Here is a 25990-nt window from a genome sequence, read left to right on the forward strand (position 1 = left end):
GAAAGATAATGGCTAAAAAATCAAAAAATCAAATCGCAGCTTATGAAAAAGTTGACAAAAACAAAAAATACACTGCTGAAGAAGCAATTGAATTATTAAAAGAAGTTGACTACACCAAATTTGACGGTTCAATCGAAGTGGCTTACCGTTTAGGTATCGACACTAAGAAGAACGACCAACAAATCCGTGGGGCAATGGTATTGCCTAAGGGTACTGGTCAAACACAAACCGTTTTAGTCTTTGCCCAAGGTGAAAATGCCCGCATCGCGGAAGAAGCCGGCGCAGACTATGTTGGTGACGATGAATACATCGAAAAAATCAACGATGGCTGGTTAGACTTCGACGTTGTTGTCGCAACACCAGACATGATGGGTAAAATCGGCCGCTTGGGTCGTGTCTTAGGGCCTAAAGGTTTAATGCCTAACCCTAAAACAGGTACCGTAACACAAGATGTTGCTAAAGCTGTTAACGACATCAAATCAGGTCAAATCGAATACCGTGCAGATAGTGCAGGTAACGTTCACGCTTTAATTGGTAAAGTTTCATTCAACACTGAAGACTTAATTGAAAACTTCCGTGCCATCCATGAAACCATCCTACGTGAAAAACCTGCTGCAGCTAAAGGGACTTATGTGAAGAACCTTTCTGTAACATCTACTATGGGTCCTGGTATCAAAGTTGATCCATCATCATTATAATCAATAGTGATTAATGGGAGCGCTAAGTAGGGATTAACTTGCTTAGCGCTTTTTTTGTGTCATAATGAAAGTAGGTAAAGGATGCAAGAAGCGAGAGAGATTCGAGGGTTGGACCTGGACCGTGAAGGGCGGTGCCGGCACTACCATCTGCCTGTCGATGTGCTGGCCTTGTATTGTGCGACCTGCCAGGCTTACTATGCCTGCTACCAGTGCCATGCCGCCTTGGCTGACCATGATTTCACGCTTATTCAAAAGGATCAGAAGGGCGCTCTGCTGTGCGGCGTGTGTCGGACCAGCTTTGACCAAGAAACTTACCGAGCTTTGGGCCACTGTCCCCGATGCCAGGCAGCTTTCAATCCCGCTTGCCAGCGCCATGCTGGGCTATACTTTGCCTCAGAAAAAGAGAAAAACCATAATGGAGGAGTTAGATTTAATGAACGATAAGATTACCGCGGCGATTAATAAGAAAGTCGCCCTGGCAAATACATCAGTTTGGCAATATGGTCTCCGGGCTATTTTTGCCGGCATTTACTTGGGAATTGGCTGTGGCGTAGCTTTTATGACGGCAGAACAAATTAGCGCGGTTCATCCTGACCTGGGGCGCTTTGCCTATGCCTTACTTTTCCCATGGTGCTTGGTGATGATTATCTTCCTGAACGGGGAGTTAACGACTTCTAATATGATGTATTTCGCCAATGGCTTGTACCGCAAAGTGGTGAAGCCAGCGGATGCTGCTAAGGTCTTAGCTCTATGTACCTTATTTAACTTAATTGGCTGTGTGGCAATTGCTTGGGTGCTGAGTCAGACTTTAGGCTTTAATGATATCGATGCCAGCCATTATTTAATTTCAGCCGTCCAAGGCAAGATTGATAAGTCTTATGGCCTCGTCTTCCTGGATGGGATTGTAGCCAATATGTTAGTTAATATCACCGTTATCGGCATCATGTTCATGAAAGATAACAGCACCAAAATTCCTTATATTCTAGGGATTATCTTTATCTTTGCCTTCTACGGCTTTGAGCACGTCATTGCCAACTTCGTCACTTATTCCCTGGCAGCTTTCACCCTGCCTTCTGCGATCGAAGGTTTTACCCTAAGCCATGTGCTCCTGCAGTGGCTAGTGGCCTGGTTAGGTAACTTCGTCGGTGGGGGTGTCGTGATGGGGATCGGCTATGGCTTCCTTAACAAGGGGCAAGATATCTATACCGATTAATCAAAAGCAAAAAGTCTCCTTCAGTAGAGGAGGCTTTTTTGTTGGAGGTTTAGAGCTGTTTGTATTAGTGAGTAGGTGGGCTGGTAACTTTCAAATCTTGGCTTTGTTTGCGAGTTGGGGAGTGGCAAGTTTCAAATCGCAGCCTTATTTGAGAGTCGGGCAGTTGGAACTTTCGAATATGGGGGCCGTTTGCAAGTAGGACGTCAGCAACTTTCGAATCTCAGGACCGTTTGCAAGTAGGACGTCGGCAACTTTCAAATCTCAGGATCATTTGCAAGTTGCCGATCAAGAATTCTCAAATGGATTCTTGATTAACAACTTGATCGGCTATTAACTTTCTTCTTCAAATTTAAGAATACAATGAGAATTAAGCGTTCGGGTTTACCTTCATCTGGAAACAGCGTAGAATAGGTCTATTGAATATTTGGAGGTTATTATGTATAAAGGTGTAATTGTTGAGGCCCTGGTGCTGGTCGTTTTTGCCGTGGTTGGGCATTTCATTGGTGAGCGCCTGCCGGAGCGGGTGCGGAAGGCTTGCATGCAGATGATCGGGGTTGTCGTGCTCTATCTGGGAATTTCTGGGGCCAGTGATTCTAAGAATTTAATTGTCTTATTAATGAGTCTCTTATTAGGGACCATTATTGGTGAATTTATTAATATTGAAGGAGCCCTAGACCGAGGGAGTAAGGCAATCCAAAACAAGGTAGCTAGTGGGGAAGAGGCGTCGCTCTTTGCGGAGGGTTTCGTGACGGCCAGCTTGGTCATCTGTGTGGGGGCGATGACCGTGCTTGGGGCCCTCCAATCTGGCCTGAACGGTGACCACAGCTTGCTCTATACTAAGTCGGTAATTGTTGCGGTGAGTTCGCTTATTTTCGGGTCAACTTACGGGATTGGGGCTGCTTTTGCGGCGCTCTCTGTCTTGGTCTATGAAGGTGGTCTGGTGACCCTAGCTGCCTGGATTGCGCCTTACCTGACGCCAGCTGTGGTGGCAGAGATGTCTGGGGCCGGCTCCATTATCCTGGTTGGCCTGGGTTTGAATATGCTAGAAATCACCGACATCCGGGTGACCAATCAGATCCCAGCAATTTTTATGCCTATTATCCTATTGCCTCTTTACAATCTCTTCTAAATTTAGCTGAAAAATCTCGAAATAAGCCTTGCTTTTTTAATTTAGGCATGCTATTATGCAATAGTTGAAAATAATTCAATACTTACCGAAGACAGTTAGTGGCCCAAGCCTTAATTTCTAACCGAGGGAGATCGAGATTCACCGCATCAGGTGTTAGATAGTTCTCTATGTCTTCAGTGACATGGAGTTTTTTTATTGCTCGGCAATAGAAACTCTGATTAATCTTATGGAGGTGAAATAATTGAGCGAACAAGCAATTGCTAAGAAACAAGAAGAAGTTAACGTATTGGTTGACCGTATTAAAAATGCAAAATCAATCATCGTTGTTGACTACTTAGGTTTAACTGTTCAAGAAGCAACTGAATTGCGTAGCCAATTACGTGCAGAAAATGTATCATTCAAAGTTATCAAAAATACGATGATGCGTCGTGCCTTAGACACTTTAGGTGTTGAATACCACGAAGAAGTCTTCCAAGGCCCTACTGCCGTAGCATTTGGTGAAGAAGACGCAGTTGCACCTGCACGTATCTTGAAGAACTTCTCTAAAGAAGCAGAAGCTTTAGAATTAAAAGGCGGCGTCATCGAAGGCAAAACCTTAACTAAAGAAGAAATCAGCAAGATTGCTTCCCTACCAGGTCGCGAAGGTTTACTTTCAATGCTCTTATCTGTATTGCAAGCACCTGTCCGCAACGTGGCATATGCAGTCAAAGCTGTACAAGACCAAAAAGCAGAAGAAGAAGGCGCAGCTTAATTATTTGGCTGCCTAGATCCAAACAAATCATTTAAAAAACGGAGGAATAAAAAATGGCTTTAAACATTGAACAAATCATTGCTGATTTAAAAGAATCATCAATCTTAGAATTAGCAGACTTAGTATCTGCTATTGAAGAAGAATTCGGCGTTTCTGCTGCTGCTCCTGTAGCTGCTGCAGGTGCTGGTGCTGACGCAGGCGCTGCTGAAGAAAAAACTGACTTCGACGTTGAATTAACAGATGCAGGCGCTGCTAAGATCAAAGTTATCAAAGCAGTTCGTGAAGCAACTGGTCTTGGCTTGAAAGAAGCTAAAGAATTAGTTGACGGCGCTCCAGCTGTTATTAAAGAAGGTCTTCCTAAAGAAGAAGCAGAAGCCCTTAAAGCAGCTATCGAAGAAGCTGGCGGTTCAGCAGAACTTAAATAATCTACTTCGGATTAATAATGAAGAGACCAGGCCAAAAGCCTGGTCTTTTTTATTAAGGGTGCGAGAAAGAGCGTTTAGACTTGAATGATTGGAGGCTCATCGAAAAAGGCTGACTTTGGTCAGACGTTTCGATGAGCTGAAATCACTTCAAGTCTGCTCTTGCGAGCCTGACTACCGGGTGCGAGGGCTGGCGGGAGAAATAGAGCTCTGGAGCCAAAAGCCAGAGAAGACTGAAAGTCTTCGGCGGATTTTGGTGAAGAGGAGCTATTTCTGCCTTTGCGAGCCCGACTAGATAGAGTATGAACAAGAGCAGCCAATCCACAATTGTTGGGGTCGGGTGTGTGTTGGCAAGGGTTAGCACACAATCGTAGCCTTCGAGTGTGGCTTGGTAAGAAATAATCCACATTTGAAGCCCTCAAGTGTGGATTGGCAAAAATTAACACTCAATGGTGACCGTTGAGTGTGGGTTGATAAGACTTAGCACACAATCGAGACCTCCGACTGTGTATTGCTAGCCCTTTATAAATCTTGTCCAGCAAATCAAAAGTAAAAAACACTGCATTAAGCAGTTTAGGACGCCCATTTTCTGGTCGCTATCAGCTTGGTGCAGTGTTTTTTATTCTATTTTTAATTAAGCTTGGATGGCTTGGACGATTTCCTTGGCATAGGCTTCGACGACTGGGGCGCTGTTTGTGCCGTGTTTGGCGATGAGTTTGACAATGGCAGAGCCGATGATGGCGCCGTCTGATGCCTGGGACATTTCCCGGGCCTGGTCAGGGGTGGCAATGCCGAAGCCGACTGCGACGGGGATGTCGGTGGCTTGGCGGATGCTCTTGACGATACTTGGGATATCGGTTTGGATATTTTGGCGGACGCCTGTTACACCCAGGCTGGAGACGAGGTAGAGGAAGCCTTCTGCTTCGCTAGCGATGGTTTGGATCCGTTCCTTACTGGAGGGAGCGACCATGGAGATTAGGGTAATCCCGTGCTGGTCACAGGCAGCCTGGAAAAGGCCTTTTTCTTCATAGGGGGCGTCGGGAATGATGACACCGTCGATGCCTGCGTCAGCTGCTTTTTCCATGAAGCGGTCGGTGCCGTAAGCGAAGATGGGGTTGGCATAGGTCATGAAGACGAGCGGGGTGTCATGCTTTTGGCGGATGCGGCGCACGAGGTCGAAGATTTGGTCGAGTTTGACTTCCTTAGACAGGGCGCGTTCGTCTGCGGCTTGGATGGTCTCGCCCTCAGCGACGGGGTCGGAGAAAGGAATCCCTAATTCTACGAGATTAGCGCCAGCAGTGATGAGGCTGTCAACTACAGCTTCGGTAGTGGCCAGATCAGGGTCGCCACAGGTAATGAAGGGGATGAAGGCCTTGGTCTGGAAGGCGGCTTGGATGCGTTGGGTACTTGGCTTAGTCGTCATAGATTTCTACTCCTTTATAGCGGGCGATGGCGGCCACGTCTTTGTCACCGCGGCCGGAAAGGGTGATCATTACACTCTGGTCTTTGTCCAGTGTTGGGATAACTTTGAGGGCATAGGCGATCGCATGGGCACTCTCGATGGCAGGGATAATCCCCTCGAGCCGGGAGAGGTATTCGAAGGCAGCGACTGCTTCGTCATCGGTGGCAGGGACATAGTTCACCCGGCCGGTATCGTGGAAGTGGGCGTGTTCAGGGCCAATGCCTGGGTAGTCGAGGCCGGCAGAGATGGAATAGACGGGGGCAATTTGTCCGTCTTCATCCTGGCAGAAGTAGGATTTCATGCCGTGGAAGATGCCTTCCTTGCCGGTTGCAATGGTCGCTGCGGTTCGTTCGGTGTGGATGCCCTTACCGGCTGCTTCGACACCGTAGAGTTGGACCTCTTCGTCATTGAGAAATTCGTAGAAGGAACCGATGGCGTTGGACCCACCGCCGACACAGGCGAAGACCATATCGGGTAACTTCCCGGTTTGGTCGAGGAATTGTTGGCGGGCTTCCCGACTGATCACGCGTTGGAATTCGCGGACGATGGTTGGGAAGGGGTGGGGGCCCATGGTTGAACCGATACAATAGTGGGAGTTTTCGAAGTTGGCACTCCAGTCCTTGAGTGCCTCATTGACGGCATCCTTCAGGGTCTGGGTCCCGCTTTCAACGGCAATCACTTGACTGCCCAGCAGTTCCATCCGGTAGACGTTGAGGGCCTGACGTTCGGTATCTTCTTTACCCATATAGACCACACATTCCATATCGAGGAGGGCGGCGGCTGTTGCAGTGGCTACCCCGTGCTGACCGGCCCCTGTTTCAGCGATCAAGCGGGTCTTGCCCATGGCTTTAGCGAGCAGGGCTTGACCGAGGGCGTTGTTGATTTTGTGGGCGCCGGTGTGGTTGAGGTCTTCGCGCTTCAAGTAAACTTTGGCCCCGCCTAGGTCCTTAGTCAGGCGGTCGGCATAGTAGAGGAGGGAAGGGCGGCCGGCATATTCTTTGAGCAGGCGCTGGTAGTTGTCGAGGAAGTCCTGGTCGTGGATGAAGTGGTCGAAGGCTTCTTCAAGCTCTAGACAGGCGTTCATGAGGGTTTCTGGGACAAAATAGCCCCCGTGTTTACCAAAATAACTCTCTTTTGTCATCGTATAATTCCTTTCATTTATGGCTAGTCTTATGGGATAGAGCGGACAATCTGACAAACAGCTTTGGCCTTGTCGTAGTCCTTGTGGCCGTCTGCGCCTTCAATACCTGAGGAGATATCGACGACCTCAGGCTGGGTCGTTCGGATGGCTTCTGCTAGATTGCTGGCATTGAGTCCACCCGCGAGGAAGAAGGTCTTGGCCCGGTGCTTGTCTGGGCGGGCGCTGATCAGGTCCCAGTTGAAGGCCTGGCCGCTGCCGCCACGGACGTGCTTGTTGTAGGCATCATAGAGATAGGCGTCGCAAGGTAGGTCGACTTGGAAGGAATCCTTATCCTTAATGGCCAGGGCTTTGATAATGGGCGCCTGGCACAGCTGGCGCAGCTTGTCGATATAGGCTCGGTCTTCGTCACCGTGGAGCTGGACGACTTGGATAATACCGGCATCGACATAGGCTTGGATGGTTTCTGGTTCTTCATTAACGAAGACGCCGACGCAGGGGATATCTGGGTCCAGGGCCTGGCGGAGCTCTTGGGCGGTGTCTTGGTCAATCCGACGCTTGCTTTCGGCTAGGATGAAGCCGACATAGTCCGGTTTGAGCTCATTACAGATGGCCACATCGTCTAAATTTTTGAGGCCGCAGAATTTGAGCTTAGTCATGATAGTCACCTCGCAGTTGGGAGAGAACCTGGCCCTTGTTTTCAGCCCGCATCAAGCTTTCGCCAATAAGTAGGGCGTTCACCTTGCCGGCTTCTAAGCGGGCCACTTGGTCACGCTGGGAAACGCCACTTTCGGCGACAAAAACAATGTCTTCAGGAACGTGTTGGCGGAGGCGCTGGGTATTGTCCAGGTCTACGGTGAAGGTCTTCAAATCGCGGTTGTTGACCCCGATAATTCGTGCCCCGATGGCCTTGGCCCGCTCGATTTCTTCTAGGTCGTGGCATTCGACCAGGGCATCTAGATTCAAGTCATGGGCCAGTTTTTGGAAGTGGGCCAGGTCCTCGTCATTCAGGATAGAGACGATCAGGAGGACGGCATTGGCACCCAAGAGTTTGGCCTCGTAGATCTGATAGGCAGTGAAGATAAAGTCCTTGCGCAGGAGGGGCAGGCTAGTGGCTTGGCGGACCGCCCGGAAATCTTGGTCGGACCCTTGGAAGAAGTCGGGTTCGGTCAAGATGGAGATGGCTGAGGCCCCGGCCGCTTGGTAGGCCTGGGCAATGTCAGCAGGCTGGTAGTCCGCTTGGATCAGGCCTTTTGAAGGGCTAGCCTTCTTGCATTCACAGATAAAGTGGAAGCGGTCCTGTTGGCTGAGAGTATTATAGAAGGGAAAGGGTGCTTCCTGGCTGAGGTCGATAGCCTGGCAAGCGGCTTCTAATTCGGCGAGGGGCTTTTGGCTCATTCGCTCCTGGTAACGGATTTTGCGCTTTTGGACAATGTCGTCGAGTATCATAGGAACCTCCTTAAACGGTTTGGCTGGCTTGGATAACTTCTTCTAATTTCTTAGCAGCAGCTCCAGTTTGGATGAGCTGGCGGGCTTCTTCAATACCATCCCCTAGGCTATAGCCGTCTTTAACGAGGGCAATGGCCAGTCCGGCATTGAGAAGCACGGTATCGGACTTGGCATCTTGGCGCGTGCCTTGGAGAATTTCGCGGGTGATTTGCGCATTTTCAGCAGGTTCGCCACTGACCAAGTCTTCTAGCTGGCAGTAGTCAAAGCCGTAGTCCTTGGGGTTGAAGACGAAGTAGTTGATCTCGCCATCGCGCAGGGTGGCCACGTGGCTGGTCGTAGTGAGGGTGATTTCATCCAGGCCGTCATCACCGGAGAAGACCATGGCCCGTTTAAGGCCGAGTTTCTTTAAGACTTGAATCAGGGGTTCGATCAGAGCGGAATCGTAGACGCCCAACATTTGATAGTTGCAGTTGGCCGGATTAGCCAGTGGGCCGAGGATATTGAAGACGGTGCGGATCCCCATTTGCCGGCGAAGTTCTGCCACATAGCGCATGGCGGGGTGGTATTTTTGGCTAAAGAGGAAGGTCATGCCTGTCTTTTCTAAGACCTCCTCAGCTTCATCGGCGGAAAGGTCCAGCTGGATGCCTAATTGTTCCATACAGTCGGCGCTTCCTGACTTACTGGAGGCGCTGCGGTTGCCGTGCTTGGTCACAGGGATGCCTGCTGCGGCAATGACGAAGGATGAGGTGGTTGAGATATTGAAGGTATTGGCGCCGTCTCCCCCAGTGCCCACAATGTCTAGGGAATCTGTCGGGTGTTCGACCTGGGTTGCGAAAGCCCGCATGACATCAGCAAAGGCAGAAATTTCATCGATCGATTCGCCCTTGAGCCGGAGCGCGGTCAGTAAGGTTGCGATTTCCACGTCACTTACCTCACCACCCATGATGGCTTTCATGATATCTTCGGATAATTGATAATCGAGGTTATTGCCGGCAACGACTTCTTTAATGGCTGTTTTCACTTTTGTTGCTGTTGTCATGGTTGTTTCCTCCTATTTTTAAAAAGTATAAATAAATTAAATTAAGCTAAATAAAAAGACTCCTGTCCCTTACAAGGGACAAGAGTCTGAAGAATCAGTTTCCTGCGGTACCACCCAAATTGGCATTTTGCCTACGCAAAAATACCCACTTTGCTCACGTACTAACATACGTGCTTGGAGCTAACGGTTCAAGCTTCCGTAACTTACTAATAGCCGAGGCGTTGTAAGTTCCTTTAATGAGTCCATTCCTTCTCTTAATGCCGCGTTCTCAATCAATAACGACTCCCTGTCCGTTAAAAAGAAGTACTACTCTCATAGAAATTTAATCTTTATTAGGATTTGTTAATATAATAACGGGTCATTTGACCAAAGTCAAGGGAAAAAGTGAAAAAATCACCCTTGATCGGAAAAAGAGAGAGTGTGACAAAAGTCGTTTAGCCCTGAATCACTGGAGCGAACTATGGGAGATTGTTGGCAAACAATCGGACATAGTTTGTGAAGTGGAGGTCAGGGCTGACTTTTGGAACAGGTTTTTGAAAAAGTTCGTTGGTTAAAAAGATATTGGAGCTTCTGTCATACTCCCTTCACAGGCCCGGCCTAGCGGTAGACCAGGACAGGGATAGGGGCGTGCTTGACCAAATAAGTCGCATGGCTGCCAAAGTAATCGCTGAGTTGGGCATCGCCATGGCTGCCGATGATGAGCAAGTCGGCTTGGCTGGCTTGGAGGAGGTCTTTGATAATGACCTTAGCGGGGTCGCCGCCCTCAGCAACTAAGCACTGGACCTCTGGGAGGCCTGCTGCTTCTGCCTGGGCCCGGTAGCCAGCAACCTGGTCCAAAAAGGCCTGACGTTTGCCCTGGACTTCCTTGGGGTCGAGGGCTTCATAAACATTGAGCTGACTGGCTTCGAAGACTGAAGCAATACAGAGGGGGCAGCCTTTGTCCTGGGCTAGGTTGATGGCATAGTGGAAGGCTTTTTGGGCTTCCTTGGACCCGTCTACTGCGACGAGGATACGGTCAAAGGTCATCTTATTCATGACTGGTCATCCTTTCATGAGTTCCATGCAATAAACTTTGGTGTTTGGCCTGGAGGCGTTTTTCTCCTTGGTGGATGCCGATAATGGTCCAGGCAAGCAAGGCGAGGACAAGGATAATGACGAGGTAAGCGACTTGGTGGGACCAGGAGATGGCTGTGGCGCTGGCTTGGTCACCTAGGAAGGCTTCGAATTGTTGGGGCAGGCCGATTAAGTTGAGATAGGTCAAGCTCACAACGGACAGCCAGCCTAGCCCGCTGATAATTAGGGAGTTTTTAAAGCGTCCCTTCATCTCCAGCTTATTGTTGGTCATCATGAGCAAGGGGACGATGGAGAAGGGGAGGGCGAAGGCTAAGAAGACTTGGGAATTATTCATGAGATTATTCAAGGCAGTGTGCTCTTCAACCGTGGACTGGCCTTGGGTCACCCAGACACAGATAATGACCGGAATCACAGAGAGCAAGCGGGTGATTAAACGACGGGCCCAGATTGGCATCCGCATATGGATAAAGCCTTCCATGATAACTTGGCCGGTGAGGGTTCCGGTGATGGTTGAATTCTGTCCAGAAGCTAAGAGGGCCAGGGCAAAGAGGGTAGAGAGGAGGCCCGTCCGAGCAACAGCCGCCAGGGGTCCCGTTGCCATAGCGTCCGGTTGGGAGAGGGCCTGGTAGAGTCCGAAGAAGGAGGGATCAGTGACCGTGCCAGTCTTAAAGACTGCAACCCCCATGATGAGGAGTAAGGCATTGACAAAGAAAGCCAAGGTTAATTGGATATTGGAGTCCCAAGTGGTGAAACGGATCGCCGATTGGATGGCTTGGGGCTTTTGGTGGTCAATCTGCCGGGTTTGGGAGACGGCAGAGTGGAGGTAGAGGTTATGGGGCATGACGGTGGCCCCGATGATTCCAAGGGCTCCGGTTAAGGGCGTCTGGCCGCCAATTTCAGGTTCCCTGGCGAAACTTTTACCAGTTGGGATAAAGCCTTCCAAGAGTGCGGCCCAGTCAGGTTTAGAGAGGGCGACTTGGTAGACGAAGATAAATAAGATCACAAAGATTAAGCAGACGACCAAGGCCTCGATCTTGCGGAAGCCCACCTTGCTGAGGAGTAAGAGCAGGAGGACGTCGAAAACCGTGATCAGGACAGCTAGGAACATGGGAATATGGAAGAGCAGGTAGAGGGCGATGGCTGCCCCGATGACTTCTGCCACATCGGTTGCCATAATCGCAAGTTCCGTGATGATCCAGAGAATGAAACCTAAAGGACGGGAGGTTCGAGCGCGGATGGCTTGGGCCAGATCCATCTGGGTAACGATGCCGAGTTTGGCTGCCATGTACTGGAGGAGCATAGCGATCAGGCTGGACATGAGGATGACCGACATGAGCAAGTAGCCGAAGTTTTGCCCGCCGGTAATGGAAGTCGACCAGTTGCCTGGGTCCATATAACCCACAGCGACTAGGGCACCGGGGCCGGAATAGGCAAGTAGGGTGCGCCAGAAGCCCTTGCCTTGGGGGACGCTGATACTGCCATTGATCTCTTCTAGGGAAGGGCCATTGGCATGCTCGAATAAATGATGGTTGGGACTTTCTTTTGACAAAGCGAACACCACTTTCTAGACTAAATGATTTTACGTTCATATATATCATACGCTCATCTTTAAGCTGTGCAAGAAGTTATTTTTAGGTTAACCAAATTAAATGCAAAAAAATCGCGAATCATGCAATTGTTAGCAAATGGGGAATTTTTTAGCGATAGGTCTATTGAAGGCATGTTCAAATATTCACAATAATGTTTTATAATCATTTCGAAAGGAAAAGGAGGAGAGAATTATGAAAGCAATTGTTGCAACCGAAGACCATAAAGCTAAAGTTGTTGATAAAGAGCTCAGGCCCCTAGAATATGGGGAAGCCTTGCTCGACATGGAGTGTTGCGGGGTTTGCCATACTGACTTGCATGTGAAGAACGCTGATTTTGGCGATGTTTCGGGTGTCGTCCTAGGCCATGAAGGGATCGGCGTCGTGAAGGAAGTTGGCCCAGGAGTCACTTCCTTAAAAGTAGGCGACCGGGCGAGCGTGGCTTGGTTCTTCGAAGGCTGCGGGCACTGTGAATACTGCATCTCCGGTCGGGAAACCCTCTGTCGCCAGGTGAAGAATGCTGGCTATACAGCTGATGGGGGCATGGCCCAAGAATGTATCGTCACGGCCGACTATGCGGTTAAAGTGCCAGAAGGCTTAGGCTCAGCGGAAGCCTCCTCGATTACCTGTGCCGGGGTGACGACCTATAAGGCCCTCAAAGAATCCCAAGTTCGTGCGGGTCAGTGGCTGGTCCTCTTTGGTTTGGGCGGCCTGGGCAACCTAGCTCTCCAATATGCCAAGAATGTCTTCAATATGAAGGTCGTAGCGGTTGATATTAATCCGGGCCAATTAGATTTTGCCGAGCAATTTGGGGCGGATATCTGCTTGAATCCAGAAACAGATGATGTTGCTAAGATCGTCCAAGAAAAAACTGGCGGCGCTCATGGCGCAGTTGTGACAGCGGTCAACAAGGCTGCCTTTGATTCGGCAGTCAATGCGGTCCGCGCTGGGGGAACGGTTGTGGCAGTTGGCTTACCAGTCGACACCATGGACCTCTCCATTCCTCGTTTAGTCTTGGATGGTATCCGGGTCGTTGGGTCCCTAGTTGGTACCCGGGAAGACCTAGCTGAAGCCTTCCAATTCGGCGCAGAAGGCAAGGTTGTTCCTCAAGTTCACATGCGCCCCATGGAAGACATCAACGACATCTTTGACGAAATGGAAAAAGGGCAAATTCGCGGCCGGATGGTCATTGATCTTAAAGGTTAACTTGTATGCTTAAGCAAGCGCATCCTTTCTATGGCTTTGAAAGGTGCGCTTTTTTCATGGGAGAAATTGCATGTGCTGACGTAAGCATTTACATCGCTTTGTCTAAAACAAAAGCTTTTCTGGGATATTTTTGAAAAAGGAAGCCTAAAAGGTCGATTTTTTTGAAAATTTCATTTATACTAGTTGTAGTGAATATAATCACAAAAATTGAAAAAGGTGGTATAAATATGAGAAAGGCAGAAGTATTTAAGTTTCATTTCCGCAACGGTAGTGAGTGGGAAGTTTCAGCTGAACACATCGGAGACTTATGGATCAAACGCGTTTCGAATAGTTTAGGTCGAATCAACGGTGGCGAAATCCTTGAAATCAATCCAGCAGAAAGTCTTAAAGTGGAAATCTTACCTGATGCGGATACCTTCCAATCCGAATCCATTGACCAAGGCGGACTTGAAACAGGTATGTTCGAAACCATTACACGTAACCGTGGACTTGAATGGGTAACCTTGACTTGGTCAAACGGTCAAGAAAGTGAGATTTATTTCCCATTTGAACCAGTTGATGAAGACGGCTTAGAAAACAAATATATGTCTTCTAAGGTTGGGGAAGATGGTCACCTTTACATTGTGATTGACGAAGAGAAGAACGTTTCTGATATTTATTAATAAAAATAAGAGCTGGCTGCATTTTCGCACCAGCTTTTTTGCTTGTCGAACACTTGTGATGAGAGAGCCGGGCTGCTGGCTCTTTTATTGTATCCAGCTATTTCTCTGAATATTCTAGCTGGTGCGAGCAGGTTTTTCTTGCTATTTATACTTATAATTAGTAAGATGAAATTGAAAAAAATGAAGGAGTTGGCTTATGGCACACCAATATTTTGATGACAATCGTGACTTGGCTCATGATCTCAAGACCTATGAGACGGAGCTTTTGGGGGAGAGCTTTCGTTTTACCACGGATAGTGGAGTCTTTTCGCGAGACCGCTTAGATTTTGGTTCACGCTTGCTCTTAGAGACTACTGCCCATTTAGACTTTCCAGAGGGTCCCTTCCTCGACCTAGGTTGTGGCTATGGCCCTGTGGGAACGGTGCTCGGCCGTCTTCACCCTGAACGCACCATTCGTATGGTGGATGTGAGTGAACGGGCCCTGGACCTAGCCCAGGAGAATACGGCCCTGAATGGGGTCTCCAATGTTGCCATCAGCCGGTCGTCAGCTTATGACCAGATCACAGATGAGCGCTTTGCGGCGATCTTCACGAATCCCCCTATCCGGGCCGGCAAGCAAGTCGTCCACCAGTTCCTAGAAGGGGCCTATGACCAGCTCTTGCCGGGAGGGCTTTTGTTGGTAGTGATCCAGAAGAAGCAAGGAGCTCCTAGCGCCCGGAAGAAGATGGAAGAAGTCTTTGGCCAAGTGGAAGAAATTGAACGCAAGAAAGGGTATTGGATTCTTTCGAGTCAGAAGTAAGGAGTGACGGTAATGTGTGCAGCAAATGAATGGCTAGATAAGCAGTTGGACCACCGGACGATTCGCGAGTTTAAGGATCAAGCGGTGCCTGAAGAGATTGTTGACCAATTGGCGGAAGTGGCCATGCGGACAGCGACTAGCGAAGGGATGCAGATGGCTTCAATTATTCGGGTGAAGGACCCGGACAAGCGCCAGGCCATTGCTGAAGTGGGCAAGCAAGAATATATTGCCCGGGCCCCTGAACTCTGGATCTTCCTGGTGGATACCTACCGCAACCAACAGATTGCGGAGCGGGAAGGCCGGGAGAACCTAGCTGCCCATCAGTTGGAACGCTTCCTCCAAGGCTATAGTGATGCGGTACTGATGGCCCAAAATGTGAATAATGCGGTGGAATCCTTGGGCATGGGAGCTGTTTTCCTCGGTAGCATCCAGAATAATATGGGACAAATGATTGATATTTTAGATTTGCCAGCCCTAACCGCTCCAGTCCTAGGCCTGGCCTTTGGGGAACCTAACCAAAGCCCTCAATTGAAGCCTAGGATGCCTAAGTCTCTGCGTTTCTTTGAGGATACTTACCACTTGCCTGAGGACGCGGAAAGCCTCTTGGAAGATTACGACCAAGAGATGACGACTTATTATGACCTGCGCGATGCCAATCGGCGGGTCGACAGTTTCTTTAAACAGGTGGGCGACAAGATGGAAAATCGCCGGCCCCGACGTGAAGCCTTGATCGATGACCTGCGCAAGCAAGGTTTTAATATTAGCAGGGCTCGGGAAGAATAGATACTGACGTCAGCAAGCAATTTTTTTGAATGCCGATTGTACGCTCAGCGATTCTAGCGCTTGTCTAAGACAGTTTGCGAGGGATCGCTGTTTTTATTATTGAAATATTTTTTATAAAAATTTTGACAAGTAGGTAAAGATCTGCTATCATACATATGATATAGTTATTGGAATCTGCAGGAGTCGAAATATTGTCCGATTTCCCGCGTATTTGGTCTAAAACAAAAGATAAGGCAAAAAAGTGTCGATTCTTTTGTTATTTTTTTGTCTAAAAAACGGGTAAACCGGGCCAATTTTTATGATTCTTAATAAAATCTTAAAACTTTTACTGGCTTATTTTATAGAGAGGTGGCAATACATGTCGGGACATGATGTCAAGTTTGGGAAGCACAGCGTTCGCCGGAGTTATTCGCGCATCAACGAAGTGCTCGAACTACCAGATTTAATTGAAATTCAAACAGATTCTTATAAATGGTTCTTAGAAGATGGGATTGTATCCATGTTCAAGGATATCTCACCGATTGAAGACCATGCAGGGAAGTTAGCTTTGGAATTCGTGGATTACAAATTCCAAGAGCCTAAGTATGATGTCTCAGAATCACGCGCTCAAGATGCCAACTATGCGGCGCCAATGTATGCGAAACTACGTCTGATCAACAAGGAATCAGGTGAAATCAAGGACCAAGAAGTCTTCTTCGGGGACTTCCCATTGATGACTGAAGCTGGGACCTTCATTGTTAACGGGTCCGAGCGGGTAATCGTTTCGCAGTTGGTTCGTTCACCAGGGGTTTACTTCAATGAGAAGGTAGACAAGAACGGCCGCCACTCTTTCGGGACAACGGTTATTCCTAACCGTGGGGCCTGGTTAGAAACGGAAACAGACGCTAAGGGCATTTCTTATGTACGGATTGACCGGACCCGGAAGATCCAACTATCTGTCCTCGTTCGTGCACTTGGCTTCTCCCAAGATGACCAGATCCGCGAAATCTTCGGCTCTAGCAAGACCCTCGAAGATACCATTGAAAAAGACCTCCATAAGAATGAATCCGATACCCGGACAGAAGAGGCCTTAAAGGATATTTACGAACGCCTGCGTCCAGGTGAACCGAAGACGGCAGAATCCTCAAGAAACTTGCTGGTTTCACGCTTCTTTGACCCACACCGCTATGACTTGGCACCAGTTGGTCGCTACAAGATCAATAAGAAACTGGACTTAAAACACCGCTTAGCTGGCCAAGTGCTTGCAGAAAACATCGTGGATCCTGAAACCGGGGAAATTCTACTCGCTAAGGATACAGAAGTTAGCCGTGACCTGATGGAAGACCTAGGCAAGGCCCTAGACCAAGGTGCCAATACGGTTGAAATTTACCCTAATGACCAAGCGGTTGTGCCAGAGCCTGTCCGCCTACAAGTGGTGAAGGTTTATGCGCCAAATGATCCAGACCGCGTGATCAATGTGATTGGGAACGCTAATCCAGCCGACGATGTGAAGGCCTTGACCGTTGCTGATATTATGGCTTCAATCAGCTACTTCTTGAACCTTTATGAAGGTTTGGGCAAGACCGATGATATCGACCACTTGGGTAACCGCCGGATCCGCTCAGTGGGTGAACTCTTACAGAACCAATTCCGAATTGGTCTTTCACGGATGGAAAGAGTGGTTCGGGAACGGATGTCTACCCAAGATGTCGATACGGTGACCCCACAACAATTAGTTAATATCCGTCCCGTGGTTGCTGCGATTAAGGAATTCTTCGGTTCCTCCCAGCTGTCACAGTTCATGGACCAAAACAACCCCCTATCTGAGTTGACCCATAAGCGTCGTCTCTCTGCTTTGGGGCCAGGCGGTTTGACCCGTGACCGGGCAGGCTATGAAGTTCGGGATGTGCACTATTCCCACTACGGTCGGATGTGTCCAATCGAAACGCCTGAAGGTCCGAATATCGGGCTGATCAACTCGCTGGCGACTTATGCCAAGATCAATGAGTACGGCTTTATCGAAACCCCTTACCGTCGGGTGAGCTGGGATACCCACAAAGTAACCGACAAGATCGATTACCTAACTGCCGATGAAGAAGATAATTACATCATTGCCCAAGGGAACTCGGAATTAAACGAAGATGGGTCCTTTGCTTCAGACAAGGTGATGGCTCGTTATGTGGAAGAGAATATCGAAGTAAGCCCTGAACAAGTGGACTACATGGACGTGTCACCTAAGCAGGTAGTCGCTGTCGCAACCGCATGTATCCCCTTCTTGGAAAACGACGACTCCAACCGTGCCTTAATGGGGGCTAACATGCAGCGTCAAGCGGTGCCGCTTCTCCAACCAAACTCCCCACTTATCGGGACGGGTATGGAATACAAGGCAGCCCACGACTCAGGGACAGCTGTTATTGCTAAAGAGTCAGGGACAGTTGAATTTGTTGACGCCCGCGAAGTTCGTGTCCGTCGTGAAAATGGTGCCCTCGATAAGTACGGCTTAATCAAGTACCACCGGTCAAATGGGTCCACCTGCTACAACCAAAAACCACTGGTTCGGACTGGTGAAGAAGTGGAAGCTGGGGACATCCTAGCTGATGGGCCATCCATGCAGAATGGGGAATTGGCATTGGGCCAAAACCCACTGATCGCCTTCATGACTTGGGATGGTTACAACTACGAAGATGCGGTTATCCTTTCTGAACGTTTGGTTAAGGATGATGTGTATACTTCTATCCATATCGATGAATTAGAATCTGAAGCCCGCGATACCAAACTCGGGCCAGAAGAAATCACACGTGAAATCCCTAATGTTGGGGAAGATGCTCTGAAGAATCTTGATGACCGCGGCATTGTTTATGTCGGTGCGGAAGTTAAGGACGGAGATATCCTAGTAGGTAAGGTAACGCCTAAGGGAGTAACCGAACTTTCTCCAGAAGAACACTTGCTCCACGCTATCTTCGGTGAAAAAGCCCGTGAAGTACGTGACACCTCACTCCGTGTCCCTCACGGTGGTGGCGGTATCGTTAATGATGTGAAGATCTTCCTGCGTGAAAACGGGGATGAACTCAAACCAGGCGTCAGCATGCTGGTTCGGGTTTATATTGTCCAAAAACGTAAAATCCAAGTCGGCGATAAGATGGCTGGTCGCCACGGGAACAAAGGGGTTGTTTCCCTCGTTCTCCCAATGGAAGACATGCCATATATGCCAGACGGGACACCTGTTGATATCATGCTGAACCCACTTGGGGTACCTTCACGGATGAATATCGGACAAGTATTGGAACTCCATCTCGGAATGGCTGCCCGCAACATGGGTATTAAGATCGCTACTCCAGTATTCGATGGGGCAGTGGATGAAGACATTTGGTCAGCAGTTGAAGAAGCTGGCATGGCCTCAGACGCTAAGACTGTCCTCTACGATGGACGGACCGGTGAACCCTTCGATAACCGGGTTTCTGTTGGTGTGATGTACTACCTGAAACTTTCCCACATGGTCGACGACAAACTCCACGCTCGGTCAATTGGGCCATACTCCTTAGTTACCCAACAACCACTGGGTGGTAAGGCACAATTCGGGGGACAACGTTTCGGTGAAATGGAAGTTTGGGCACTGGAAGCCTACGGGGCAGCCTACACCCTCCAAGAAATCTTGACCTACAAGTCAGATGACGTCACTGGCCGGGTACAAACCTACGAAGCCATCGTCAAGGGTGAACCTATCCCACGTCCAGGTGTTCCCGAATCCTTCCGCGTACTGGTCAAAGAATTACAGTCACTCGGCCTAGACATCCAAGTCCTCGACGCCGACGACAAAGAAATCGACCTACGTGATATGGACGAAGACACCAACAATTTCAACCACAAAGAAGACAAAAAAGAAAACGCAGAAACAAACGAAGACAAGACTGACGACAAAGAAGACAAATCAGACAACAAAGAAATCACAGCAAAAGAAGCAGAGTAAAAGGGTGTGAGCAAGAGCGTTTAGACTTGAATGATTGGAGGCTCAGCGAAAAAGGCTGACGCTAGTCAGACGTTTCGCTGAGCTGAAATCACTTCAAGTCTGCTCTTGCGAACCCGACTAGGAAGGGTGTGAGGGCTGGCGTTTAGCTTTCGTTCACTGGAGCAAGTCACCAGAGCAGTCTGAAAGACTGCGGCGGGGACTTGTGAAGTGACACGAAAGCTGCCAGACCGAACCCGACTAAAAGGGTGCGAGACTTGGCGGTTAGGCTTGGATGATTGGAGCAAGTAAGAAAAAGAGCGAAGCATTCGCTCGTTTCTTACTTGTGAAATCATTCCAAGACTGCCAAGTCGAACCCGACTAAAAAGGGTGAGAGCAGTTGCGTCCAGGCTTTAATGACTGGAGCCCAAGCGGATAAGAGCGGCTGTAGCCGATCGTTCCGATTGGGTGAAGTCACTTCAAGACTGCCACTGCGAACCCGACTGTGATTCTCGTTTTTAATGACAAGGTAGGCTTGCTGGCGAGCAACCCAGCAGGCGAGAGGCAATTATAAAGGGAGGTTGGCCCCTTGGTCGATGTTAATAAATTTGAAAGTATGAAGATCGGTTTAGCATCCCCTGATAAAATTCGTTCCTGGTCTTACGGTGAAGTGAAGAAACCAGAAACAATCAACTATCGGACGCTAAAACCTGAAAAAGACGGTCTTTTCTGTGAACGTATCTTTGGTCCCTCCAAGGACTGGGAATGTTCATGTGGGAAGTACAAACGGATTCGCTATGCGGGTGTCGTTTGTGACCGTTGTGGGGTAGAAGTTACCCGTTCTAAAGTTCGTCGGGAACGGATGGGCCATATTGAATTGGCAACACCCGTTACCCATATTTGGTATTTCAAAGGCATTCCTAGCCGGATGGGCCTCTTATTAGACATGAGCCCACGTGCCCTCGAAGAAGTAATTTACTTTGCTTCTTATGTGGTGACAGATGCCGGGGATACCCCTCTTGAATACAAGCAACTCTTATCAGAGAAAGAATTCCGTGAATACAAGGCGGAATACGGCAATCGTTTCCAAGCTGGTATGGGGGCAGAGTCTATTAAGACCCTCCTAGGCCAAGTTAACTTGGAGAAGGAATGCGCGGAATTGAAGGAAGTCCTAACCAGTGCACGCGGTCAAAAACGAACCCGGGCAATCCGTCGTTTGGATATCCTAGAAGCCTTCCGTAAGTCCGGTAATAATCCAGAGTGGATGGTTATGGATGTTATTCCAGTTATTCCACCAGAACTCCGCCCAATGGTCCAACTCGATGGGGGTCGTTTTGCGACATCTGACTTGAACGACCTTTACCGTCGGGTGATCAACCGGAATAACCGTTTGAAGCGCTTGTTAGACTTAAATGCGCCAAACATCATTGTTCAAAATGAAAAACGGATGCTCCAAGAAGCTGTCGATGCCTTGGTTGACAATGGCCGCCGTGGCCGTCCTGTTACAGGGGCCGGGAACCGTCCATTGAAGTCCCTATCCCATATGTTAAAAGGGAAACAAGGCCGCTTCCGTCAAAACTTGCTCGGTAAGCGTGTCGACTACTCTGGTCGTTCCGTTATCGCCATCGGTCCATCACTCAAGATGTACCAATGTGGTCTGCCTAAGGAAATGGCCTTGGAACTCTTCAAGCCTTTCTTAATGCGCGAATTAGTGGGCCGTGAAATTGCTGCTAACGTGAAGCATGCTAAGCGGATGATTGAGCACCAAGACGATAAGGTTTGGGATGTTCTTGAAGAAATTATCAAGGAACACCCTGTTCTCCTTAACCGGGCACCTACCCTTCACCGTTTGGGGATCCAGGCCTTTGAACCTGTCCTCGTTGAAGGGAAAGCCATCCGTCTCCACCCGCTAGCTTGTGAAGCTTATAATGCCGACTTTGATGGGGACCAAATGGCGGTCCACCTACCACTCGGCGAAGAAGCCCAAGCGGAAGCACGGATCTTGATGTTAGCTGCTACCCACATCTTGAACCCTAAAGATGGCCAGCCAGTTGTTACCCCATCTCAGGATATGGTTCTAGGGAACTACTACCTGACTATGGAAAGCGCAGGGGCTATCGGTGAAGGGATGGCCGTTTCTTCAGTTGATGAAGCGATGACAGCTTATAAGAGTGGCAATGTGGAATTGCACACCCGGGTAGTCATTGATACCGATTCCTTACCAGGCAAGAACTGGACGGAAGACCAAAAAGGTAAGCTTATCCGGACAACGATCGGGAAACTTTTCTTCAACCAAATTATTCCAGATGGCTTCAACTACTTGAACGAACCAACCCAAGAAAACTTGAATGATAGCTTGCCAGACAAGTACTTCTTAGAAGCTGGTGCTGACGTAGAAGAAGCTATCCAACGCGCAGAATTAGTCCCTCCATTCAAGAAGGGTTACTTAGAAAGCATCATCGCTCGCGTCTTCAAGCAATTCAAGGTAACGGAAACCCAAATGATGCTTGACCGCTTGAAGGATCTCGGTTTCGAATTCTCAACCAAGTCAGGGATCACGGTAGGTATCTCAGACATTACCGTTTTGGATACGAAGAATGAACTGGTAGATGAAGGCCACAAACGCGTGGATAACATCACCAAGCAATACCGTCGCGGTTTAATTACTGATGATGAACGCTATGAACAAGTCATTAGCACTTGGAACAAGGTCAAAGATGAAATTGAAAACCGCCTGAAGAACTCCCTATCGGCAGAAAACCCATTCTTCATCATGATGGACTCTGGGGCCCGGGGTAATATCTCTAACTTTACCCAGTTGGCCGGGATGCGGGGTCTGATGGCTGGTCCTAACGGTAAGATTATCGAATTGCCTGTAACCTCCAACTTCCGGGAAGGTTTATCGGTTCAAGAGATGTTTATCTCCACGCACGGTGCTCGTAAAGGGATGACCGATACGGCGCTGAAGACAGCCGACTCTGGTTACTTGACCCGTCGTCTGGTTGACGTGGCCCAAGATGTGATCATCAAGGAAAGCAATTGCCACACTGACCGTGGTTTGCGGGTTTCAGCTATCCGTGAAGGTAATGAAATGATTGAAAGCTTGGAAGAACGTCTGACAGGCCGCTACCTTCAAAAAGAAGTCCGCCATCCTGAAACAGGCGAAGTCCTTGCTCATCATGACCAATTGATTTCAGAAGAAGTAGCTAAGAAGATTGTAGAAGCTGGCGTTGAAGAAGTGACCATCCGCTCTGTCTTTACCTGCAACACGCCATACGGTGTCTGCAAGCACTGCTACGGCTCTGACTTGGCAACGAATGGTGAAGTTGAAGTCGGTGAAGCGGTCGGAACCATCGCTGCCCAATCGATCGGGGAGCCTGGTACCCAGTTGACCATGCGGACCTTCCACACGGGCGGGGTTGCCGGTGACGATATCACCCAAGGTCTCCCTCGTGTTCAAGAAATTGTGGAAGCACGCCATCCGAAAGGGCGCGCTGTGATTACAGAAGTCACAGGTGTTGTTACCGACATTAACCAAAACGAAGCAACCCGTGAAAAGACGGTTAACGTCAAAGGGGTTACAGATGAACGGGAATACGTTGTGCCTTATACAGCCCGTATGCTCGTTGAAGTAGGCGACACCATCAAACGTGGGGACCGTTTGACTGAAGGGTCAATCGATCCGAAAGAATTGCTCCACATCACGGATGCACTCACTGTTCAAACTTACATGTTAAGTGAAATTCAGCGGGTTTACCGGATGCAAGGGGTAGACATCAACGACAAGCACGTGGAAGTGATGCTCCGTCAAATGCTCCGTAAAGTACGTGTCCTCGATCCAGGGGCAACTGACCTCTTACCAGGTAAGTTGATGGACCTCGAAGACTTCAGCAAGGAAAATGCGGAAGCTATTAAGACGGGATCTATTCCAGCGACTGCCCAACCTGTCCTTCTTGGGATTACCAAGGCGGCTCTGGAAACCAATAGCTTCTTATCAGCTGCTTCCTTCCAGGAAACCACCAAGGTCCTTACCGATGCGTCGATTCGCGGCAAGCGGGATAACCTGCTCGGCCTGAAAGAGAATGTTATTATCGGTAAGATCATCCCAGCAGGTACAGGGATGGCCCGCTACCGTTACATGGAACCTAAGAAATTAGGCGAAGTGCCAACAACGGAAGAATATGTGACCAATGAAGATGGGGAACAAGTGATTGTTGAACACCCTGTTGAGCCTGAAAACTATGTGGGACACCCATAGAACATGTCGTTTAAAAAATTGAAAATTAATCAAATTTTATAGAGAGTGTGACAAAAGTCGATTAGGTCTGACTTTTGGAACACGTAGAGGCTGGAGCTTGTCTTCCAGCCTTTTTTCTATGGGAAAAGTAGAAGGATAACCACAGCCAGGCTGATGAAGGGGACGAAGGGAAGGGGGTGGTGCTTGGCTTGGTGGCTGAGGAAGAAATAGGCCAGGGCTAGGGCTGAGCTGAGGAAGATGATTTCCAGACTGGCGGATAGGCCGTATGCTAGGCAGAGGCTGGTGAAGAGCTTAATATCCGCTCCGCCAAGACCTTCCTTGATGATCTGGTTGAGGGCGTAGAGGGCCAGACAAAGGGCCAGGGCCTGGAGCCAGCGCTCTAATTGCCAGGTCTCTTCGCGTGCTAGGCAGGCTAGGAAGAGGAGGATCTGGAAGCGGTTAGGGACGACCAGGGCAGTGAGGTCTGTGGCTGTCATAAGAGTTAGGATAGCGAGAATAACCAGATCGCTGTAAGCCTCTTGAGAGATCAGGTAGAAGGCCGTACAAGCGAAGAGAAGCTCAATGAGAGGGTAGTAGAGAGGGACAGGGGCTCGGCAGACTTGGCACCTGCCCCGGCAGAGCAGATAGCCGAGGATGGGGCAGAGGGTCCAATAAGGGAGTCTGGTCTGGCAATGGTCGCACTGGGACCGTCCCCAAATAATGGCACCGGAGTGGATGGTGCGGTAGGCCCAGAGCATGAGAAAGGATGCTAGGCAGGCTAAGGCAAAGAATAAATAGATTTGACTGAGTATGAACATGATGTATAACCTCCTTACTCATATATAAACGAAAAAAGGCAAAATTCACGTCGGATTTATTATTTTTATTTGGCCGAATCTTTCGTTATAATGGAGAAAATACCCAGAAAGGTTGATGGCTATGCTAACGTTGACGGATATCTCTTATGCTAGGGATGGCCGGCAGATCCTAGACAAGATTAATCTCCAAGTCCAAGCGGGAGAGTCTCTGTCTATTAATGGCCCCTCAGGCAGTGGCAAATCGACCATCCTGAAGATTATCGCCCAATTGCTTAGACAAGATAGCGGTCAAGTCACTTACCAGGGCAAAGCAGCCCAAAGCTATGACTATCAAAGCTACCGCCAAGACGTTTCTTATTGTGTCCAAAATCCCGTCCTCTTTGGCAAAAGCGTCCAGGATAACTTTGATTTTGTCGCCGAGGTCCATCAGAAGGCCCTGGACCAGGACCGCTTAACAATGCTTAAAGCGGCTCTAGGCTTAGCTGACCTGACCGATGACCAAGGGGTGGAGACCCTGTCAGGCGGCGAACGCCAGCGTCTGGCCTTGATCCGCCACCTGGTCTTCCCACCCAAGATCCTCTTATTGGATGAGGTTGTCTCTTCTTTGGATGAAGCTTCTGCCCAGGCTGTCTGGCAGCTTATTTTGACCGAAGCTGACCGCTGGGACATGGCCCTGCTTTGGGTTTCCCACCGGCCAGAAGACCAAGACATGGCCGACCGTTCCCTCTACTTAGTGGATGGTCACTTGCAGGAAGGAGGAAGTAAGTCATGACCCATGAACTCGTCATTAGTCCCACTTCTCTAGCTCTATCCTTCGTCCTCGTCTTGGTAGCGCTAGCGATTTCTTATAAGGAGAAGCTGGTCCTCAACAAAGATATGTTGGTTGCAGTTGTGCGTATGATTGTCCAATTAGTTGTGGTTGGCTACATCCTGACCTATGTCTTCCAGATCGATAGCTTCTGGGTGACCCTGGTAGCGATGGGGATCATGATCTTTAATTCAGCCTGGAACGCCAAGAAGCGTGCCCAAGGTCTAAGCAATGCCTTTAAGATTTCCCTAATAGCGATCTTTTCAGGGATTGGACTATCGGTGCTAATTTTGGTCCTATCTGGCACCCTGCAATTTGTGCCCCAGCAGATGATCCCGATTACCGGCATGCTGGCGGGTAACGGCATGAAGATTGTTGGGCTATGCTTTAATAATATGCACACTCTCTTCGATGCCCGCCGCCAGGAAGTCTTTGAGAAGCTGGCTCTCGGCGCCTCGACCAAGCAGGCCTCCTGGTCGATCATCCATGATACCATCAAGGGGGCTCTCCAACCGACCATCGATGGGATGCGGACCCTGGGTTTGGTCACCTTACCGGGCATGATGACCGGGATGATGATGGCTGGGTCCATGCCTCTTCAGGCGATCATGTACCAGATTATGGTTTACTTCATGATTTTGTCCTGCGGGGCAGTGGCCAGTATCCTCTGTACTTATTTGGCCTATCCCCACTACTTCACGGAATTCGGCCAATTGAAGGAAAAATTTTAGAAAAATCAAAAAAAGCTCTTGCCTAAAGCCAAAGAACTGTGCTATACTTATCAAGTCGTCACG

The 25990-nt window shown here is 49.0% G+C and carries 22 protein-coding genes and 1 other annotated feature; of the genes, 14 read left to right on the plus strand and 8 right to left on the minus strand.

The window, feature by feature from the left end:
- The first annotated feature begins 8 nt into the window (after positions 1 to 8).
- The 6 genes from rplA (at position 9) to rplL (ending at position 4216) form a co-directional block, all read left to right on the plus strand.
- Positions 9 to 698, plus strand: a complete 690-nt coding sequence (gene rplA, locus AWM72_RS04765) for a 50S ribosomal protein L1 (RefSeq protein WP_067974043.1) — start codon at positions 9 to 11, stop codon at positions 696 to 698.
- Between the two features lie 81 nt (positions 699 to 779).
- Positions 780 to 1142: a CHY zinc finger protein gene (locus tag AWM72_RS04770; protein ID WP_067974046.1), complete on the plus strand. Its 363-nt coding sequence runs from the start codon at positions 780 to 782 to the stop codon at positions 1140 to 1142.
- Entirely contained in the window at positions 1132 to 1911 is a 780-nt protein-coding gene (locus tag AWM72_RS04775; RefSeq protein ID WP_067974051.1) for a formate/nitrite transporter family protein, read from the plus strand. The genes AWM72_RS04770 and AWM72_RS04775 overlap by 11 nt, the downstream gene beginning before the upstream one ends.
- A 436-nt stretch (positions 1912 to 2347) precedes the next feature.
- A complete protein-coding gene (locus tag AWM72_RS04780) occupies positions 2348 to 3040 on the plus strand; it encodes a DUF554 domain-containing protein (protein ID WP_067974054.1) in 693 nt (230 codons plus the stop codon).
- Positions 3041 to 3107: 67 nt separating this feature from the next.
- Positions 3108 to 3243: a sequence feature (ribosomal protein L10 leader region), on the plus strand.
- Between the two features lie 38 nt (positions 3244 to 3281).
- Complete coding sequence (rplJ, locus tag AWM72_RS04785) at positions 3282 to 3791, plus strand: 50S ribosomal protein L10 (RefSeq protein WP_067974057.1); 510 nt, start codon at positions 3282 to 3284, stop codon at positions 3789 to 3791.
- Between the two features lie 53 nt (positions 3792 to 3844).
- Complete coding sequence (gene rplL, locus AWM72_RS04790; protein WP_067974059.1) at positions 3845 to 4216, plus strand: 50S ribosomal protein L7/L12; 372 nt, start codon at positions 3845 to 3847, stop codon at positions 4214 to 4216.
- A 631-nt stretch (positions 4217 to 4847) separates the two neighbouring features.
- On the opposite strand, the gene trpA is transcribed toward rplL, so the two are convergent.
- The 7 genes from trpA to AWM72_RS04830 form a co-directional block, all read right to left on the minus strand.
- Complete coding sequence (gene trpA, locus AWM72_RS04800; RefSeq protein ID WP_067974066.1) at positions 4848 to 5636, minus strand: tryptophan synthase subunit alpha; 789 nt, start codon at positions 5634 to 5636, stop codon at positions 4848 to 4850.
- Positions 5626 to 6816: a tryptophan synthase subunit beta gene (gene trpB, locus AWM72_RS04805; RefSeq protein WP_067974070.1), complete on the minus strand. Its 1191-nt coding sequence runs from the start codon at positions 6814 to 6816 to the stop codon at positions 5626 to 5628. The genes trpA and trpB overlap by 11 nt, the downstream gene beginning before the upstream one ends.
- A 29-nt stretch (positions 6817 to 6845) precedes the next feature.
- A complete protein-coding gene (locus AWM72_RS04810; protein ID WP_067974073.1) occupies positions 6846 to 7472 on the minus strand; it encodes a phosphoribosylanthranilate isomerase in 627 nt (208 codons plus the stop codon).
- Entirely contained in the window at positions 7465 to 8262 is a 798-nt protein-coding gene (gene trpC, locus AWM72_RS04815) for an indole-3-glycerol phosphate synthase TrpC (RefSeq protein WP_067974080.1), read from the minus strand. The genes AWM72_RS04810 and trpC overlap by 8 nt, the downstream gene beginning before the upstream one ends.
- Before the next feature lie 10 nt (positions 8263 to 8272).
- On the minus strand, positions 8273 to 9301 hold the full coding sequence (trpD, locus tag AWM72_RS04820) for an anthranilate phosphoribosyltransferase (protein ID WP_067974084.1): 1029 nt from the start codon (positions 9299 to 9301) through the stop codon (positions 8273 to 8275).
- Positions 9302 to 9898: 597 nt separating this feature from the next.
- On the minus strand, positions 9899 to 10336 hold the full coding sequence (locus AWM72_RS04825) for a universal stress protein (protein ID WP_067974088.1): 438 nt from the start codon (positions 10334 to 10336) through the stop codon (positions 9899 to 9901).
- Positions 10329 to 11924: an Nramp family divalent metal transporter gene (locus AWM72_RS04830; protein WP_101603568.1), complete on the minus strand. Its 1596-nt coding sequence runs from the start codon at positions 11922 to 11924 to the stop codon at positions 10329 to 10331. The genes AWM72_RS04825 and AWM72_RS04830 overlap by 8 nt, the downstream gene beginning before the upstream one ends.
- Positions 11925 to 12156: 232 nt before the next feature.
- Here AWM72_RS04830 and adhP point away from each other — a divergent pair, with 232 nt between their 5' ends.
- From adhP to rpoC, 6 genes are all read left to right on the plus strand, one after another.
- Entirely contained in the window at positions 12157 to 13167 is a 1011-nt protein-coding gene (adhP, locus tag AWM72_RS04835) for an alcohol dehydrogenase AdhP (protein WP_067974093.1), read from the plus strand.
- Positions 13168 to 13394: 227 nt separating this feature from the next.
- Positions 13395 to 13829, plus strand: a complete 435-nt coding sequence (locus AWM72_RS04840) for a hypothetical protein (RefSeq protein WP_067974096.1) — start codon at positions 13395 to 13397, stop codon at positions 13827 to 13829.
- Between the two features lie 196 nt (positions 13830 to 14025).
- Positions 14026 to 14628: a class I SAM-dependent methyltransferase gene (locus AWM72_RS04845; RefSeq protein ID WP_067974099.1), complete on the plus strand. Its 603-nt coding sequence runs from the start codon at positions 14026 to 14028 to the stop codon at positions 14626 to 14628.
- Positions 14629 to 14640: 12 nt separating this feature from the next.
- On the plus strand, positions 14641 to 15411 hold the full coding sequence (locus AWM72_RS04850) for a nitroreductase family protein (protein ID WP_067974102.1): 771 nt from the start codon (positions 14641 to 14643) through the stop codon (positions 15409 to 15411).
- 358 nt (positions 15412 to 15769) lie between these two features.
- Positions 15770 to 19357, plus strand: a complete 3588-nt coding sequence (gene rpoB / locus AWM72_RS04855; protein WP_067974105.1) for a DNA-directed RNA polymerase subunit beta — start codon at positions 15770 to 15772, stop codon at positions 19355 to 19357.
- A 565-nt stretch (positions 19358 to 19922) separates the two neighbouring features.
- Positions 19923 to 23591, plus strand: a complete 3669-nt coding sequence (gene rpoC / locus AWM72_RS04860; protein WP_067974108.1) for a DNA-directed RNA polymerase subunit beta' — start codon at positions 19923 to 19925, stop codon at positions 23589 to 23591.
- Positions 23592 to 23707: 116 nt separating this feature from the next.
- Here the strand turns inward: rpoC and AWM72_RS04865 are convergent, their stop codons facing one another.
- The gene (locus tag AWM72_RS04865) at positions 23708 to 24388 is read right to left on the minus strand and encodes a prepilin peptidase (protein ID WP_067974111.1); all 681 of its coding nucleotides are present in this window, start codon (positions 24386 to 24388) and stop codon (positions 23708 to 23710) included.
- Between the two features lie 115 nt (positions 24389 to 24503).
- Here AWM72_RS04865 and AWM72_RS04870 point away from each other — a divergent pair, with 115 nt between their 5' ends.
- Positions 24504 to 25160: an ABC transporter ATP-binding protein gene (locus AWM72_RS04870; RefSeq protein ID WP_067974114.1), complete on the plus strand. Its 657-nt coding sequence runs from the start codon at positions 24504 to 24506 to the stop codon at positions 25158 to 25160.
- Positions 25157 to 25927 carry an ABC transporter permease gene (locus tag AWM72_RS04875; protein ID WP_067974117.1) on the plus strand — a complete coding sequence of 257 codons (771 nt, stop codon included), beginning with the start codon at positions 25157 to 25159 and terminating at the stop codon, positions 25925 to 25927. The genes AWM72_RS04870 and AWM72_RS04875 overlap by 4 nt, the downstream gene beginning before the upstream one ends.
- Positions 25928 to 25990 lie beyond the last annotated feature (63 nt).

The sequence above is a fragment of the Aerococcus sanguinicola genome, assembly GCF_001543145.1.
Taxonomy (GTDB): domain Bacteria; phylum Bacillota; class Bacilli; order Lactobacillales; family Aerococcaceae; genus Aerococcus; species Aerococcus sanguinicola.